Raw genomic sequence first — 13,633 nt, 5'->3', positions numbered from 1 at the left:
GAGTGACAGTCGTGGCCGAGCCGAAGGTCGTTCTGGGGGTCAGCGGCGGCATCGCCGCCTACAAGGCGTGCGAGCTGCTGCGGCGGCTCACCGAGTCGGGCCACGACGTCCGGGTCGTCCCGACCGGGTCCGCCCTCCACTTCGTCGGCGCCGCCACCTGGTCCGCCCTCTCCGGCCACCCCGTCTCGACCGAGGTCTGGGACTCCGTCCACGAGGTGCCCCACGTGCGGATCGGACAGGGCGCCGACCTCGTCGTCGTCGCTCCCGCCACCGCCGACCTGCTCGCCAAGGCGGCCCACGGCCTCGCCGACGACCTGCTCACCAACACCCTGCTCACCGCGCGCTGCCCCGTCGTCTTCGCCCCCGCCATGCACACCGAGATGTGGGAGCACCCGGCCACCCAGGAGAACGTGGCCACCCTGCGCCGCCGGGGCGCCGTCGTCCTCGAACCGGCCGTCGGACGCCTCACCGGAGTCGACACCGGCAAGGGACGGCTGCCCGACCCGACGGAGATCTTCGAGGCCTGCCGACGGGTCCTCACCCGCGGCGCCGTCGCCCCCGACCTGGCCGGACGCCATGTCGTGGTCAGCGCGGGCGGCACCCGCGAGCCCCTCGACCCCGTCCGCTACCTCGGCAACCGCTCCTCAGGCAAGCAGGGCTACGCCCTCGCCAGGGCCGCCGCCGCCCGCGGCGCCCGGGTCACCCTCGTCGAGGCCAACACCGGCATCCCCGACCCGGCGGGCGTCGACGTCGTCCACGTCGGCACCGCGCTCCAGCTCCGCGAGGCCGTGCTCAAGGCCGTGGCCGACGCCGACGCGGTCGTCATGGCCGCCGCCGTCGCCGACTTCCGCCCCGCCGTCTACGCCACCGGGAAGATCAAGAAGAAGGACGACGGCGGGGCACCCACCGTCGAGCTGGTCCGTAATCCGGACATCCTCGCGGAGCTGTCCGCCGAACGCGCGCTGCCCGGACAGGTCGTCGTCGGCTTCGCCGCCGAGACCGACGACGTCCTCGCCAACGGACGGGAGAAGCTCCGCCGCAAGGGCTGCGACCTCCTCGTCGTGAACGAGGTCGGAGAACGCAAGACCTTCGGCTCCGAGGAGAACGAAGCCGTGGTCATCGCCTCGGACGGCACCGAGACCCCGGTCCCGTACGGCCCGAAGGAAGCGCTCGCCGAGACGGTCTGGGACCTCGTCCTGCCCCGGCTGCTCCCGGCGCCCTGATCCGTCGCGCCCACGGTCGCCCCCGCCCCGCGCGGACGGCGGTGGGCTGCCGGACCCGGACCTCCAGGGGGTGTCCTGAACTACTCGGTGCGACCGGATTCACCCTCTCGGTGTATTCACTGTTCGAGACACCTGGTCCATTGCGCGACCACGACCGATAGACTGTCGGTGGAACGTCTTGGGGCGCAGCCCCCTGCCGGTCCGCTTCAAAGAAGAGCCAGCAGCCGCTGCAACCCCAGGGAGCGTTGTGTCCCGTCGTCTGTTCACCTCGGAGTCCGTCACCGAGGGACACCCCGACAAGATCGCTGACCAGATCAGCGACACCATCCTCGACGCACTGCTCCGGGAGGACCCCAACTCCCGTGTCGCCGTCGAGACGCTGATCACCACCGGCCTGGTGCACGTCGCCGGTGAGGTGACCACCAAGGCGTGGGCGGACATCCCGACCCTCGTCCGGAACAAGATCCTCGAGATCGGCTACGACTCCTCCAAGAAGGGCTTCGACGGCGCCTCCTGCGGCGTGTCGGTGTCCATCGGGTCGCAGTCCCCGGACATCGCCCAGGGCGTGGACACCGCGTACGAGCAGCGGGTCGAGGGTGACGAGGACGAGCTCGACAAGCAGGGCGCGGGCGACCAGGGCCTGATGTTCGGCTACGCCTCGGACGAGACGCCCGAGCTGATGCCGCTGCCGATCCACATCGCGCACCGCCTCTCCCGCCGCCTCACCGAGGTCCGCAAGAACGGGACCATCCCGTACCTGCGCCCCGACGGCAAGACCCAGGTCACCATCGAGTACGACGGCGACAAGGCCGTCCGCCTCGACACGGTCGTCGTCTCCTCGCAGCACGCCTCCGACATCGACCTGGAGTCGCTGCTCGCGCCCGACATCCGCGAGTTCGTCGTCGAGCACGTGCTCAAGCAGCTCGTCGAGGACGGCATCAAGCTCGACACCGACGGCTACCGCCTCCTGGTGAACCCGACCGGCCGCTTCGAGATCGGCGGCCCGATGGGCGACGCCGGACTCACCGGCCGCAAGATCATCATCGACACCTACGGCGGCATGGCCCGCCACGGCGGCGGCGCCTTCTCCGGCAAGGACCCGTCGAAGGTCGACCGCTCCGCCGCCTACGCCATGCGCTGGGTCGCCAAGAACGTCGTCGCCGCGGGCCTCGCCTCGCGCTGCGAGGTCCAGGTCGCCTACGCGATCGGCAAGGCCGAGCCCGTCGGTCTCTTCGTCGAGACCTTCGGCACCCACACGATCGAGACCGAGAAGATCGAGAACGCCATCGGCGAGGTCTTCGACCTGCGCCCGGCCGCGATCATCCGCGACCTCGACCTGCTCCGCCCGATCTACTCCCAGACCGCCGCCTACGGCCACTTCGGCCGTGAGCTGCCCGACTTCACCTGGGAGCGCACGGACCGCGTGGAGGCCCTGCGCCGGGCCGCCGGTCTGTAGCCCCACCCGCGCCCGCCCGGAGCCCGGCCCCCCTTCGGGGGTGCCGGGCTCCGGCATGTCCGGCTGTCGGTGCCGTCTGGTAGGTATGGGGCTGTGAGCAGCGAGAAGGAGCGGTCAGGGGAGACGGCGGAGCCCGAGCAGCTCGCGCTCATCCGGGAGACCGTGCGGAAGGCGAAGGTGCCCAAGGCCAAGCCCCGGACCTGGCGGGGCGCGGCGCTGGCCCGAGAACTGCCCGTGGCCAGGGTCGTCGTGAACAAGGGTGTCCTCCACCTCGACCAGTTCTTCGACTACGCGGTCCCCGAGGAACTCGACGAGGTCGCCCGGCCCGGCGTACGGGTGCGGGTGCGGTTCGGCGCCGGATCGGGCCAGGTGCGGGGCGGTCGGCGCGAGGGCGGCCGGCTCATCGACGGCTTCCTCGTCGAGCGCCGGGCCACCTCCGACTACGCGGGGCCGCTCGCCGCCCTCGCCGGCGTCGTCTCGCCCGAACCCGTCCTCGGACCCGAACTGCTCGGCCTCGCCCGCGCCGTCGCCGACCGGTACGCGGGCAGCCTCGCCGATGTGCTCCAGCTCGCCGTGCCCCCGCGCAGCGCCCGCGCCGAGGGCCGCCCCTCGCCGGAGCCTCCGCCGCCGCCGACCGCCCCCGAACCGGGCAGCTGGACGCGGTACGAACGCGGGCCCGCGTTCCTGGACTCCCTCGCGCGCGGCGGCGCGCCCCGGGCGGTGTGGAACGCGCTGCCGGGACCGCACTGGGCCGAGGAGATCGCCCGGGCCGTCCGGGCCACCCTGGCCTCCGGCCGGGGCGCCCTCGTCGTCGTCCCCGACGGGCGGGCGGCGGACCGCGTCGACACCGCCCTCACCACCGTGCTCGGCGAGGGCCACCACACCCTGCTCACCGCCGAGGCGGGTCCCGAGCAGCGGTACGCGCGCTGGCTCGCGGTCCGGCGCGGCGCCGTCCGGGCCGTCGTCGGCACCCGGGCGGCCATGTTCGCGCCCGTCCGCGACCTCGGCCTCGTCGTCGTCTGGGACGACGGCGACGGCAGCCACAGCGAGCCGCACGCCCCGCAGCCCCACACCCGCGAGGTCCTGCTGCTGCGCGCCGCCCACGACCGCTGCGCCTTCCTCCTCGGCAGCACCAGCTGCACCGTCGAGGCCGCGCAGCTCGTGGAGTCCGGCTGGGCCCGGGCGCTGGGCGCGGGCCGTGAGCAGGTCCGCGCCGCCGCGCCCCTGATCCGTACCGTCGGCGACGGCGAACTCGCCCGTGACGAGGCCGCGCGGGCCGCCCGGCTGCCCTCGCTGGCCTGGCGGACCGTACGGGAGGGGCTCAAGGACGGACCGGTGCTCGTCCAGGTCCCGCGCCGGGGATACGTGCCCCGGCTGGCCTGCGAGCGCTGCCGGACGCCCGCCCGCTGCCGCCACTGCGCGGGGCCCCTGGAGGCCCCCGGACAGCGGGAGCTGTGCTGCGGCTGGTGCGGGCGCGACGCCCCCGACTGGCACTGCGTGGAGTGCGGCTCCACCCGGCTGCGGGCCCAGGTGGTCGGTGCCCGGCGGACCGCGGAGGAGCTGGGCCGGGCGTTCCCCGCGGTGCCGGTCCGCACCTCGGGCCGGGACCACGTCCTGGACCGGGTGCCGGACCGCCCCGCCCTCGTCGTCTCCACCCCCGGCGCCGAACCCGTCGCCGACGGCGGCTACGCGGCGGCCCTCCTCCTCGACGGCTGGGCCATGCTCGGCAGGCCCGACCTGCGGGCGGGGGAGGAGGCGCTGCGCCGCTGGATCGACGCCGCCTCCCTGGTGAGGGGCCAGGCCGAGGGGGGCACGGTCGTCGTGGTCGCCGAGCCGACGCTGCGGCCGGTGCAGGCCCTCGTCCGCTGGGACCCGGTCGGGCACGCCCAGCGGGAGCTGGCCGAGCGGGCCGAGCTGGGCTTCCCGCCGGTCTCCCGGATGGCGGCCGTCTCCGGCCCCCCGGAGGCCGTCGAGGGCTTCCTGGCCGCCGCCGGGCTCCCCGGTGACGCCGAGATCCTGGGCCCGGTGCCGCTGCCCGTCGTCCGGCCGGGCGGGCCGCGCCGCCCCGGGGACCCACCGCCGGGCGAGCGGTGGGACCGGGCCCTGGTCCGGGTCCCACCGGGCAGCGGCGCGGCCCTGGCGGCGGCCCTGAAACAGGCCAGGGCGGCCCGGCTGGCCCGGGGCGGCGGGGACCCGGTGCGCATCCGTGTCGACCCGCCGGACATCGGCTGAACCCGCGCGGCGGCCGCCGGGCCCGTGCGCGGCGCTCGGGCGAGGGGCCCGAGAGGCACCGGGGGCCGTACGGCCGGGGCATCCGGCCCCGTACGAGCGAAGGCCGTCCGCCCCCGGAGGGACGGACGGCCTTCGGGGCGAGGGGGGTCAGCCGCCGCGCGGGCCGGGGAAGGCCGTCGGGCGGGGCTCCTCGCGGAGGCTGGCACTGCCCGAGGTCGGCTGCGGGGGCATCGAACGGGCGGCGGGCACCGCGGGGAGCGTGCGGGTGGTCCCCGGCTCCATGATCGGGTCCTGGTCGACGGGGACGCCCGGCTGGGGCGCGCGCCGGGAACCGTAACGACGGTGGACGGCCTGCTTGGTGACGCCGAGCGCGGAGCCCACGGCGTCCCAGGAGAAGCCGAGCGAACGGTCGAAGTCGACCGCGGCGGTCACCAGGGTCTCGACGCTGTCCCGCAGCTCCTGGGCCAGCCGGACGGTCGGGGCGGGGGCCCGCCCGTAGACGACGAAGCCCGTCGAGGGGCCGGAGCGGCGAGGACGGTAGACATTGCCCAGCTGGGCCGTGAGCGTGCGCAGTGCGTCCACCTGCCGGCGGACCCGCTCGATGTCGCGCACCAGCAGGTGCAGACTCGCCCGAGCCTGGGCGTCGTGGGTTGCGTGGTCGGCCATGTGAAAGCCTCTCGAACCGGCGTGTAAGGGTAAGGGCCGCCGAGGGGAGACGGCGACCCGAGTCGGTCAATCTCTCTTGACCAACGCGTCACCGGGAGTTGGGTCACGCTGCGGGGGCGTACATGTCTGCGCGCGGGGGCGCTCGTCCTTCCGTACGCCCCCTCCCGTCCCCGGCGTCCGGCGTGTCCCCGCCGGTCGGGGCGGGGACGGCGAGGGCCCGCCTGACCATTCCCGTCTGCCTCACGACGCCATGCACGCACTCTCGCCGCACCGGTCCCAGGCCCCACGTACGTCCAGTACGTGAGTCTGGGGCCGGCACGCCGAGAGCACGTACCTGACGCCGCGCGGCCGCCCTGCGGGCGACGACGGGAATGGTCAGACGGGCCCTAGGCGACCCGTCTGGACCGCCCCTTCCGGTTTCCGCCCGACCAGGGTGACCCACGGTGTCGCCGACACGTCCGGGCACGTGCCTGAGGGGCACCCTCCAGCACATGCCCCCGTACGTGGGGCGCCCGTCCGGGCACCTCCTCGCGGGGCACCGCAGCGGGCGCCGCGGGCTCGACCGGCGCCGTCCGGAGGGGACGACCTAGACTGATGGGCCGCCCGCAAAGCCCCCGGACAGACAGGCACCGCCACCCATGAAGCTCGTCTTCGCAGGCACCCCCGAGGTCGCCGTACCCGCCCTGGACGCCCTGCTCGCCTCCGGGCGGCACGAGGTGGCCGCCGTGGTCACCCGGCCGGACGCCCCGGCGGGGCGCGGCCGACGGCTCGTCGCGAGCCCGGTGGCGCAGCGCGCGGAGGAGGCCGGGATCGAGATCCTGCGGCCGGTGAAGCCCCGTGACGAGGGCTTCCTCGCCCGGCTGCGGGAGATCGCGCCGGACTGCTGCCCGGTCGTCGCCTACGGCGCGCTGCTGCCGAAGACGGCCCTCGCCGTCCCGGCCCACGGCTGGGTCAACCTGCACTTCTCGCTGCTGCCCGCCTGGCGCGGCGCCGCACCCGTGCAGCACGCGCTGATGGCGGGCGACCAGGTGACGGGCGCGTCCACCTTCCAGATCGAGGAGGGGCTCGACTCGGGTCCGGTCTACGGCGTGGTCACCGAGGACGTCCGGCCCACGGACACCAGCGGCGACCTGCTCACCCGGCTCGCCTTCGCGGGCGCCGGGCTGCTCGCCGCGACGATGGACGGCATCGAGGACGGCACCCTCAAGGCCGTGCCGCAGCCCGCAGAGGGCATCACCCTCGCCCCGAAGATCCAGGTCGAGGACGCCCGTGTCGACTTCGCCGCCCCCGCCCTGCGGGTGGACCGGGTCGTCCGCGGCTGCACCCCGGCGCCCGGCGCCTGGACGGTCTTCCGGGGCGAGCGACTGAAGCTGATCCAGGTCACGCCGCTGCCGGACCGGCTGGACCTGGCCCCGGGCGAGCTGGCGGTGGGCAAGAACAACGTGTACGCGGGCACCGGTTCGTACGCCGTGGAGCTGGTCTGGGTCCAGCCCCAGGGCAAGAAGCCGATGAAGGCGGCCGACTGGGCGCGGGGCGTGCGGATCGCGGCGGGGGAGCGGCTGGGGGCATAGGCCGTCCCCTCCGTCCCCTCCGCGTCCCGCCGGCCGGGCTCGCGGGGTCCGGCGCGGTGCGTCGCAGGACGGAGGATCGGACGGGAGCGGTGGGGGAGAGCGGGGAACAGCCGGGCAGAGCGGGGGAGAGCGGGGAGCGGCCGGGCAGAGCGGGGAGCCGCCGGGTGCCGGACGTGTCCGGCTGTTCCGCTGACACCGCGAGTGGCACCGCGAGGAGCGGTACCGGGCGTCGTGGGCCGCGTGAGATCCGGAAGGGGCGACCCCGCCTCCGCCGGTCGGACCGGCGCGGCGCCGGTCCGGACGCCGAGCGGGCACCTCGCCGGTGCGCCGGTCCGCCCGGTGCCCCGGGAGCAGGTGGCGGCGCGGCGGACGTACGCTTGGGGGGTTCGGCCTCTTCATATCGTCACCCGGAGCACCTTTGAGCGAGCAGGCACGTCGCCGTCCCCCCAAGCCCTACCGGCGGCCCCAGAAGGACCCCGTCCGGATGCTCGCCTTCGAGGCGCTGAGGGCGGTGGACGAGCGGGACGCCTACGCGAACCTGGTGCTGCCGCCGCTGCTCCGCAAGGCCCGGGAGGGCGGCACGTTCGACGCCCGGGACGCGGCCCTCGCGACCGAGCTGGTCTACGGGACGCTGCGCCGCCAGGGCACGTACGACGCGATCATCGCCGCCTGCATCGACCGGCCGCTGCGCGAGGTCGACCCGCCCGTGCTCGATGTGCTCGCGCTCGGCGCCCACCAGCTCCTGGGGACCCGTATCCCCACCCACGCCGCCGTCTCCGCCAGCGTCGAGCTGGCCCGCGTGGTGCTCGGCGACGGGCGGGCCAAGTTCGTCAACGCCGTCCTGCGGAAGATCTCGCGGCAGGACCTGGACGCCTGGGTGGCGCAGGTCGCCCCGCCGTACGACCAGGACCCCGAGGACCACCTCGCCGTCGTCCACTCGCACCCCCGCTGGATCGTCTCGGCGCTCTGGGACTCCCTCGGCGGCGGCCGTGCGGGCATCGAGGACCTTCTGGAGGCGGACAACGAGCGCCCCGAGGTCACCCTGGTGGCCCGGCCCGGCCGCGCCACCACCGAAGAGCTCGCCGAGGCCACCGAGTCCCTGCCGGGCCGCTGGTCCCCGTACGCCGTGCGGATGGCCGAGGGCGGCGAGCCCGGCGCCATCGAGGCGGTGAAGGAGGGGCGCGCGGGCGTCCAGGACGAGGGCAGTCAGCTCGTCGCCCTGGCCCTGGCCAACGCGCCGGTCGAAGGCGCCGACACCCGCTGGCTCGACGGCTGCGCGGGCCCCGGCGGCAAGGCCGCGCTGCTCGCCGCCCTCGCCGCCCAGCGCGGTGCCGCCCTGCTCGCCTCGGAGAAGCAGCCGCACCGGGCGCGGCTGGTCGAGCGGGCGCTCGCCGGGAACCCGGGCCCGTACCAGGTCATCGCCGCCGACGGCACCCGCCCGCCGTGGCGCCCCGGCTCCTTCGACCGGGTCCTGATGGACGTGCCGTGCTCCGGGCTCGGCGCGCTGCGCCGTCGCCCCGAGGCCCGCTGGCGCCGCCGTCCCGAGGACCTGGACGCTTTCGCCCCGCTCCAGCGCGCCCTGCTCACCGAGGCGCTGAGCGCGGTGCGCGTCGGCGGGGTCGTGGGGTACGCGACCTGCTCGCCGCACCTGGCCGAGACCCGGGTCGTGGTGGACGACGTCCTGAAGCGGACCGGCGGCGCCGAACTGATCGATGCCCGCCCGCTGCTGCCGGACGTCCCCGCGCTCGGCGACGGACCGGACGTCCAGCTCTGGCCGCACGTGCACGGCACGGACGCCATGTACCTGGCGCTGATCCGCCGGACGGCGTGACGGCGGGGGGCTCCCGGACGGTGTGACGGCGGGTCCTCCGGGCACGGCACGGTGTCCGGGGAGCCCAGCCCTTCGATCACCTGACCGCAATCTCCCGGTCTGTACAGGTCCCGTCCTCGTCGGTTCGTACCGAAATTGGTCTGGACCGGATTCGAAACCGTCCGGCGGCAAAGAAGCACCCAAGAACGTGGGAGGCTTGGCGCATGGCGCAGATCAATCCCAGCATCCTGTCCGCGGACTTCGCCCGGCTCGCCGATGAGGCGAAGGCCGTCGACGGTGCCGACTGGCTGCACGTCGATGTGATGGACAACCACTTCGTGCCCAACCTCACGCTGGGCGTGCCGATCGTGGAGTCGCTCGCGCGCGCGACCGGCACCCCCCTCGACTGCCATCTGATGATCGAGGACCCCGACCGCTGGGCGCCCCAGTACGTCGAGGCGGGCGCCGGTTCGGTGACCTTCCACGCCGAGGCCGCCGCCGCGCCCGTGCGCCTGGCCCGGGAGATCCGCGCCAAGGGGGCGCGGGCCTCGATGGCCCTCAAGCCCGCCACGCCCATCGAGCCGTTCGAGGACCTGCTCCCCGAGCTGGACATGCTGCTGATCATGACCGTCGAGCCCGGCTTCGGCGGCCAGGCCTTCCTCGACATCATGCTGCCCAAGATCCGCCGGACCCGTGAGCTGATCTCCCGGCACGGTCTGGAGCTCTGGCTCCAGGTCGACGGCGGAGTCACCGAGTCCACGATCGAACAGTGCGCCGAGGCGGGCGCCGACGTCTTCGTCGCGGGCTCCGCCGTCTACGGAGCGGCCGACCCGGCCGCCGCCGTGGCCTCGCTCCGGGCCCGCGCGGAAGCCGTCACGGCCACCGCCCCGTGGGCGTGTGGCCACTGAGCCGCCGTGAGATGAACGCGGTCCGTCGGGCCACCGGCAGGACTGATCAGGGCCCGCCGGATCTGACAGGATGGACGGCGGGTCCACAGTGTGAACGACATCGGTACGGACATCGCTAGGTGAACAGCGGTACGTGAACAGCAGTGAGGAGATCGCGGTGGCGGGTATGTCGGCGGGACGGGCAGCCCTGCGGATGGGCCCCGCGGAGCTGGTGCAGGCGGCGGCCATGGCCCGCCGCTTCTACCTGGAGGGCAAGTCCAAGATCCAGATCGCCGAGGAGTTCGGCGTGAGCCGCTTCAAGGTGGCCCGGGTCCTGGAGACGGCCCTGGAGCGCGATCTCGTACGGATCGAGATCCGCGTACCGGCCGAGCTGGACGCCGAACGCTCCGACGCGCTCCGCGCCCGCTACGGGCTCCGGCACGCGGTCGTCGTGGAGTCCCCCTCGGAGGGCGAGGACGAGTCGCCCGACCCGGAGAACCTCGGCGAGGTCGCGGCCGACCTGCTCGGCGAACTGGTCGCCGAGGGAGACGTCCTGGGCCTGGCCTGGGGCCGCTCCACCATCCACATGGCGGCGGCCCTCGACCGGCTGCCCCCGTGCACCGTCGTCCAGCTCACCGGGGTGTACGACGCCGGGACCGCCGAGCGCGGCTCCGTCGAGGCGGTCCGCCGCGCCGCCCAGGTCTCCGGCGGCGAGGCCCACCCCATCTACGCGCCGATGCTGCTCCCCGACCCGGCGACGGCGGCGGCCCTGCGCAGCCAGACCGGCATCGCACGCGCCTTCGAGTACTTCGACAAGGTCACCGTCGCCTGTGTCTCCATCGGCTCCTGGGAGCCGGGCATCTCCACCGTCCACGACATGCTCTCGGACGAGGAGCGCGCCCACTACGCCTCGCTCGGCGTCGCCGCCGAGATGTCCGCGCACCTCTTCGACTCCGAGGGCCGCCGGGTCGGCCGTGACCTGGGCGAGCGCTGCATCACCGTCGAGGCGGACCGGCTGCGCCGCATCCCCGAGGTCGTCGCCATCGCGGGCGGCCAGCGCAAGGCCGCGGCGATCGGGGCGGTCCTGCGCTCCGGGCTCGTCACCAGCCTGGTGACCGACCGCGCCGCCGCGGACTACCTGCTGACCGCGACGAACCCGGGGACCCATCCGGCGCTCGACCGGGCGGACCCGGACGGCGGCTGAGCCCCCGCCCCACCATGACGCCCCCGTCGGCCTCCGGCGGGGGCTTCGTCGTACCCGGGCCGCGCACGGGCGGCCCCGACCCGGGGGCGGAACCGACCCCCGGGGCGGACCCGGAGGGCGTACCGGGGCCGCTCCGGACAGGGACCCGGAGGGACGGAGCCGTTCCGTGGCGATATGTTCGGGATCATGTTGCTCCGGCCCCTGCGCGTGCTCCTCGCGCTCGTCCTCTGCGTCCTCCTCGGTGGCTGTTCCGCCGCGGGCGGCGGGGACACCACGTCCTCCCGCACCGCTCCGACCGCCTCCTCCGCGCCCGCCCCCGCGTCCACCGGCACCTCGGGACTGCCCACCGTACGGGCCGCCGACCTGCCCCCCGAGGCGCGCCGGACCCTCGCCCTGATCGCGCGCGGCGGGCCCTACCCGTACGCCAAGGACGGCAGCGTCTTCTCGAACTTCGAGAAGATCCTGCCGCGCGAGAAGCGCGGCTACTACCACGAGTACACCGTGAAGACGCCCGGCTCGCGCGACCGGGGCGCACGACGGATCGTCACCGGTCAGGGCGGCGAGACCTACTGGACCGCCGACCACTACGAGACCTTCCGGGAGGTGGTCCCCGATGCCCGCTGACGGCACCGTCGTCCTCGATCTGACCGGCGTCACGGACAAGGCGGCCCTGATGGACCGCTGCGCCGACGCCCTCGCCCTGCCCGACTGGTTCGGCCGCAACTGGGACGCCCTCGCGGACTGCCTCACCGATCTGCCGGAACCGGTCACGCTCGTCGTGACGGGCTGGCGGGAGTACGCCAGGACCCGGCCGCGCGAGTGGGGGACCGCCCAGGAGGTCTTCGCCACGGCCGTCGACGAGCGCCCCACCCGCCTCGCCGTCCTCCTCTCCCTCGGCACGTCCTCGGAGGATCCTACGAAGCGCCTCGCGCGAGCCTCGGAGGATTAGCCCGGGACTGGTATGCGTACACACGTGGGACAATGAACTACGTGCTTTTTCCCCTGGCTGAAATGCCTAGGGGCCGATCCGAACGACTGGGATGTCAGCACGTGCGTTTCCTCAATGACGTCAAGCCGCCCTACGACCTGACGTACGACGATGTGTTCATGGTGCCGAGCCGCTCGGCCGTCGGTTCCCGCCAGGCGGTGGACCTCTCCTCGCCGGACGGGACCGGGACCACGATCCCGCTGGTCGTCGCCAACATGACCGCCATCGCGGGCCGCCGGATGGCCGAGACCCTCGCCCGGCGCGGCGGACTGGTCGTCATCCCGCAGGACATCCCGATCGAGGTCGTCACCGACGTGATCTCGTGGGTCAAGAGCCGCCACCACGTGCTCGACACCCCGATCGTCCTGGAGCCGCACCAGACCGTCGCCGACGCGCTCTCCCTGCTGCCGAAGCGGGCCCACGGCGCCGGAGTCGTGGTCGACGCCGACCGCCGCCCGGTCGGCGTCGTCACCGACGCGGACCTCTCCGGCGTGGACCGCTTCACCCAGCTCTCCGAGGTCATGTCCAAGGACCTGCTGCTCCTGGACGCGGACATAGACCCCCGCGAGGCCTTCAACACCCTCGACGCCGCCAACCGCCGCTACGCCCCGGCGGTCGACGCCGACGGCAAGCTGGTCGGCATCCTCACCCGCAAGGGCGCACTGCGCGCGACCCTCTACACCCCCGCCGTCGACGCGAACGGCGGGCTGCGCGTCGCCGCCGCCGTCGGCATCAACGGCGATGTGGCGGGCAAGGCCAAGCAGCTGCTCGACGCGGGCGTCGACACGCTCGTCATCGACACCGCGCACGGCCACCAGGAGTCGATGATCAGCGCGATCAGGACCGTCCGGGCGCTCGACCCGCAGGTCCCGATCGTCGCGGGCAACATCGTCGCCGCCGAGGGCGTCAAGGACCTGATCGAGGCGGGCGCCGACATCATCAAGGTCGGCGTGGGCCCCGGCGCCATGTGCACCACCCGCATGATGACCGGCGTCGGCCGCCCGCAGTTCTCGGCCGTCATGGAGTGCGCCGCGGAGGCGAAGAAGTACGGCAAGCACGTCTGGGCCGACGGAGGCGTCCGCCACCCGCGCGACGTGGCCATGGCCCTCGCCGCCGGAGCCTCCAACGTGATGATCGGCTCCTGGTTCGCCGGTACGTACGAGTCGCCGGGCGACCTCCAGCAGGACGCCAAGGGCCGCTTCTACAAGGAGTCCTTCGGCATGGCCTCCGCGCGCGCGGTCAAGAACCGCACCAGCGACGAGTCCTCCTACGACCGCGCCCGCAAGGCCCTGTTCGAAGAGGGCATCTCCACCTCGCGGATGTTCCTCGACCCGGCCCGTCCGGGCGTCGAGGACCTGATCGACTCGATCATCGCGGGCGTCCGCTCCTCCTGCACCTACGCCGGTGCCGGCTCGCTCGCCGAGTTCGAGGAGAAGGCCGTGGTCGGCATCCAGTCCGCCGCCGGCTATGCCGAGGGCAAGCCGCTGCACGCCAGCTGGAGCTAAGGCCTGTCTGACAATTCCCGCCTGCCGCGCGACGCCATGCACGCACTCTCGCCGCACCGGCCCCAGACCCACGTACATCCAGTACGCGGGC

General features: G+C 74.2%; 11 protein-coding genes. 10 read left to right on the top strand and 1 reads right to left on the bottom strand.

Annotation, left to right across the window (positions count from 1 at the left end; all coding sequences use genetic code 11):
* Positions 1–11: 11 nt before the first annotated feature.
* The 3 genes from coaBC (at position 12) to ACIRQY_RS21525 (ending at position 4,911) form a co-directional block, all read left to right on the top strand.
* On the top strand, positions 12–1,223 hold the full coding sequence (coaBC, locus tag ACIRQY_RS21535) for a bifunctional phosphopantothenoylcysteine decarboxylase/phosphopantothenate--cysteine ligase CoaBC (protein ID WP_403928035.1): 1,212 nt from the start codon (positions 12–14) through the stop codon (positions 1,221–1,223).
* A gap of 247 nt (positions 1,224–1,470) precedes the next feature.
* The gene (gene metK, locus ACIRQY_RS21530) at positions 1,471–2,679 is read left to right on the top strand and encodes a methionine adenosyltransferase (protein WP_403928032.1); all 1,209 of its coding nucleotides are present in this window, start codon (positions 1,471–1,473) and stop codon (positions 2,677–2,679) included.
* A gap of 93 nt (positions 2,680–2,772) precedes the next feature.
* Entirely contained in the window at positions 2,773–4,911 is a 2,139-nt protein-coding gene (locus ACIRQY_RS21525) for a primosomal protein N' (RefSeq protein ID WP_403928030.1), read from the top strand.
* A gap of 147 nt (positions 4,912–5,058) precedes the next feature.
* On the opposite strand, the gene ACIRQY_RS21520 is transcribed toward ACIRQY_RS21525, so the two are convergent.
* Complete coding sequence (locus tag ACIRQY_RS21520; protein ID WP_403928027.1) at positions 5,059–5,577, bottom strand: hypothetical protein; 519 nt, start codon at positions 5,575–5,577, stop codon at positions 5,059–5,061.
* 638 nt (positions 5,578–6,215) lie between these two features.
* Here ACIRQY_RS21520 and fmt point away from each other — a divergent pair.
* The 7 genes from fmt to ACIRQY_RS21485 all read left to right on the top strand — a co-directional run bounded on the left by fmt (position 6,216) and on the right by ACIRQY_RS21485 (position 13,542).
* A complete protein-coding gene (fmt, locus tag ACIRQY_RS21515) occupies positions 6,216–7,148 on the top strand; it encodes a methionyl-tRNA formyltransferase (RefSeq protein ID WP_403928025.1) in 933 nt (310 codons plus the stop codon).
* Positions 7,149–7,566: 418 nt separating this feature from the next.
* On the top strand, positions 7,567–8,979 hold the full coding sequence (locus ACIRQY_RS21510; RefSeq protein WP_403928023.1) for an RsmB/NOP family class I SAM-dependent RNA methyltransferase: 1,413 nt from the start codon (positions 7,567–7,569) through the stop codon (positions 8,977–8,979).
* Positions 8,980–9,182: 203 nt separating this feature from the next.
* Positions 9,183–9,866: a ribulose-phosphate 3-epimerase gene (gene rpe, locus ACIRQY_RS21505; protein ID WP_351787607.1), complete on the top strand. Its 684-nt coding sequence runs from the start codon at positions 9,183–9,185 to the stop codon at positions 9,864–9,866.
* Positions 9,867–9,999: 133 nt separating this feature from the next.
* Positions 10,000–11,049 carry a sugar-binding domain-containing protein gene (locus ACIRQY_RS21500; protein WP_351787610.1) on the top strand — a complete coding sequence of 350 codons (1,050 nt, stop codon included), beginning with the start codon at positions 10,000–10,002 and terminating at the stop codon, positions 11,047–11,049.
* A 186-nt stretch (positions 11,050–11,235) separates the two neighbouring features.
* Positions 11,236–11,673 carry a ribonuclease domain-containing protein gene (locus tag ACIRQY_RS21495; RefSeq protein WP_403928020.1) on the top strand — a complete coding sequence of 146 codons (438 nt, stop codon included), beginning with the start codon at positions 11,236–11,238 and terminating at the stop codon, positions 11,671–11,673.
* The gene (locus ACIRQY_RS21490; protein WP_351787616.1) at positions 11,663–11,998 is read left to right on the top strand and encodes a barstar family protein; all 336 of its coding nucleotides are present in this window, start codon (positions 11,663–11,665) and stop codon (positions 11,996–11,998) included. The genes ACIRQY_RS21495 and ACIRQY_RS21490 overlap by 11 nt, the downstream gene beginning before the upstream one ends.
* 62 nt (positions 11,999–12,060) lie before the next feature.
* Positions 12,061–13,542 carry a GuaB1 family IMP dehydrogenase-related protein gene (locus tag ACIRQY_RS21485; RefSeq protein WP_351787618.1) on the top strand — a complete coding sequence of 494 codons (1,482 nt, stop codon included), beginning with the start codon at positions 12,061–12,063 and terminating at the stop codon, positions 13,540–13,542.
* Positions 13,543–13,633 lie beyond the last annotated feature (91 nt).

The organism is Streptomyces sp. NPDC101490, from assembly GCF_044767145.1.
Classification (GTDB): Bacteria; Actinomycetota; Actinomycetes; order Streptomycetales; family Streptomycetaceae; genus Streptomyces.
Note: the sequence above shows the minus strand (reverse complement) of the source record. Positions and strands in the feature narration are given on the sequence as shown.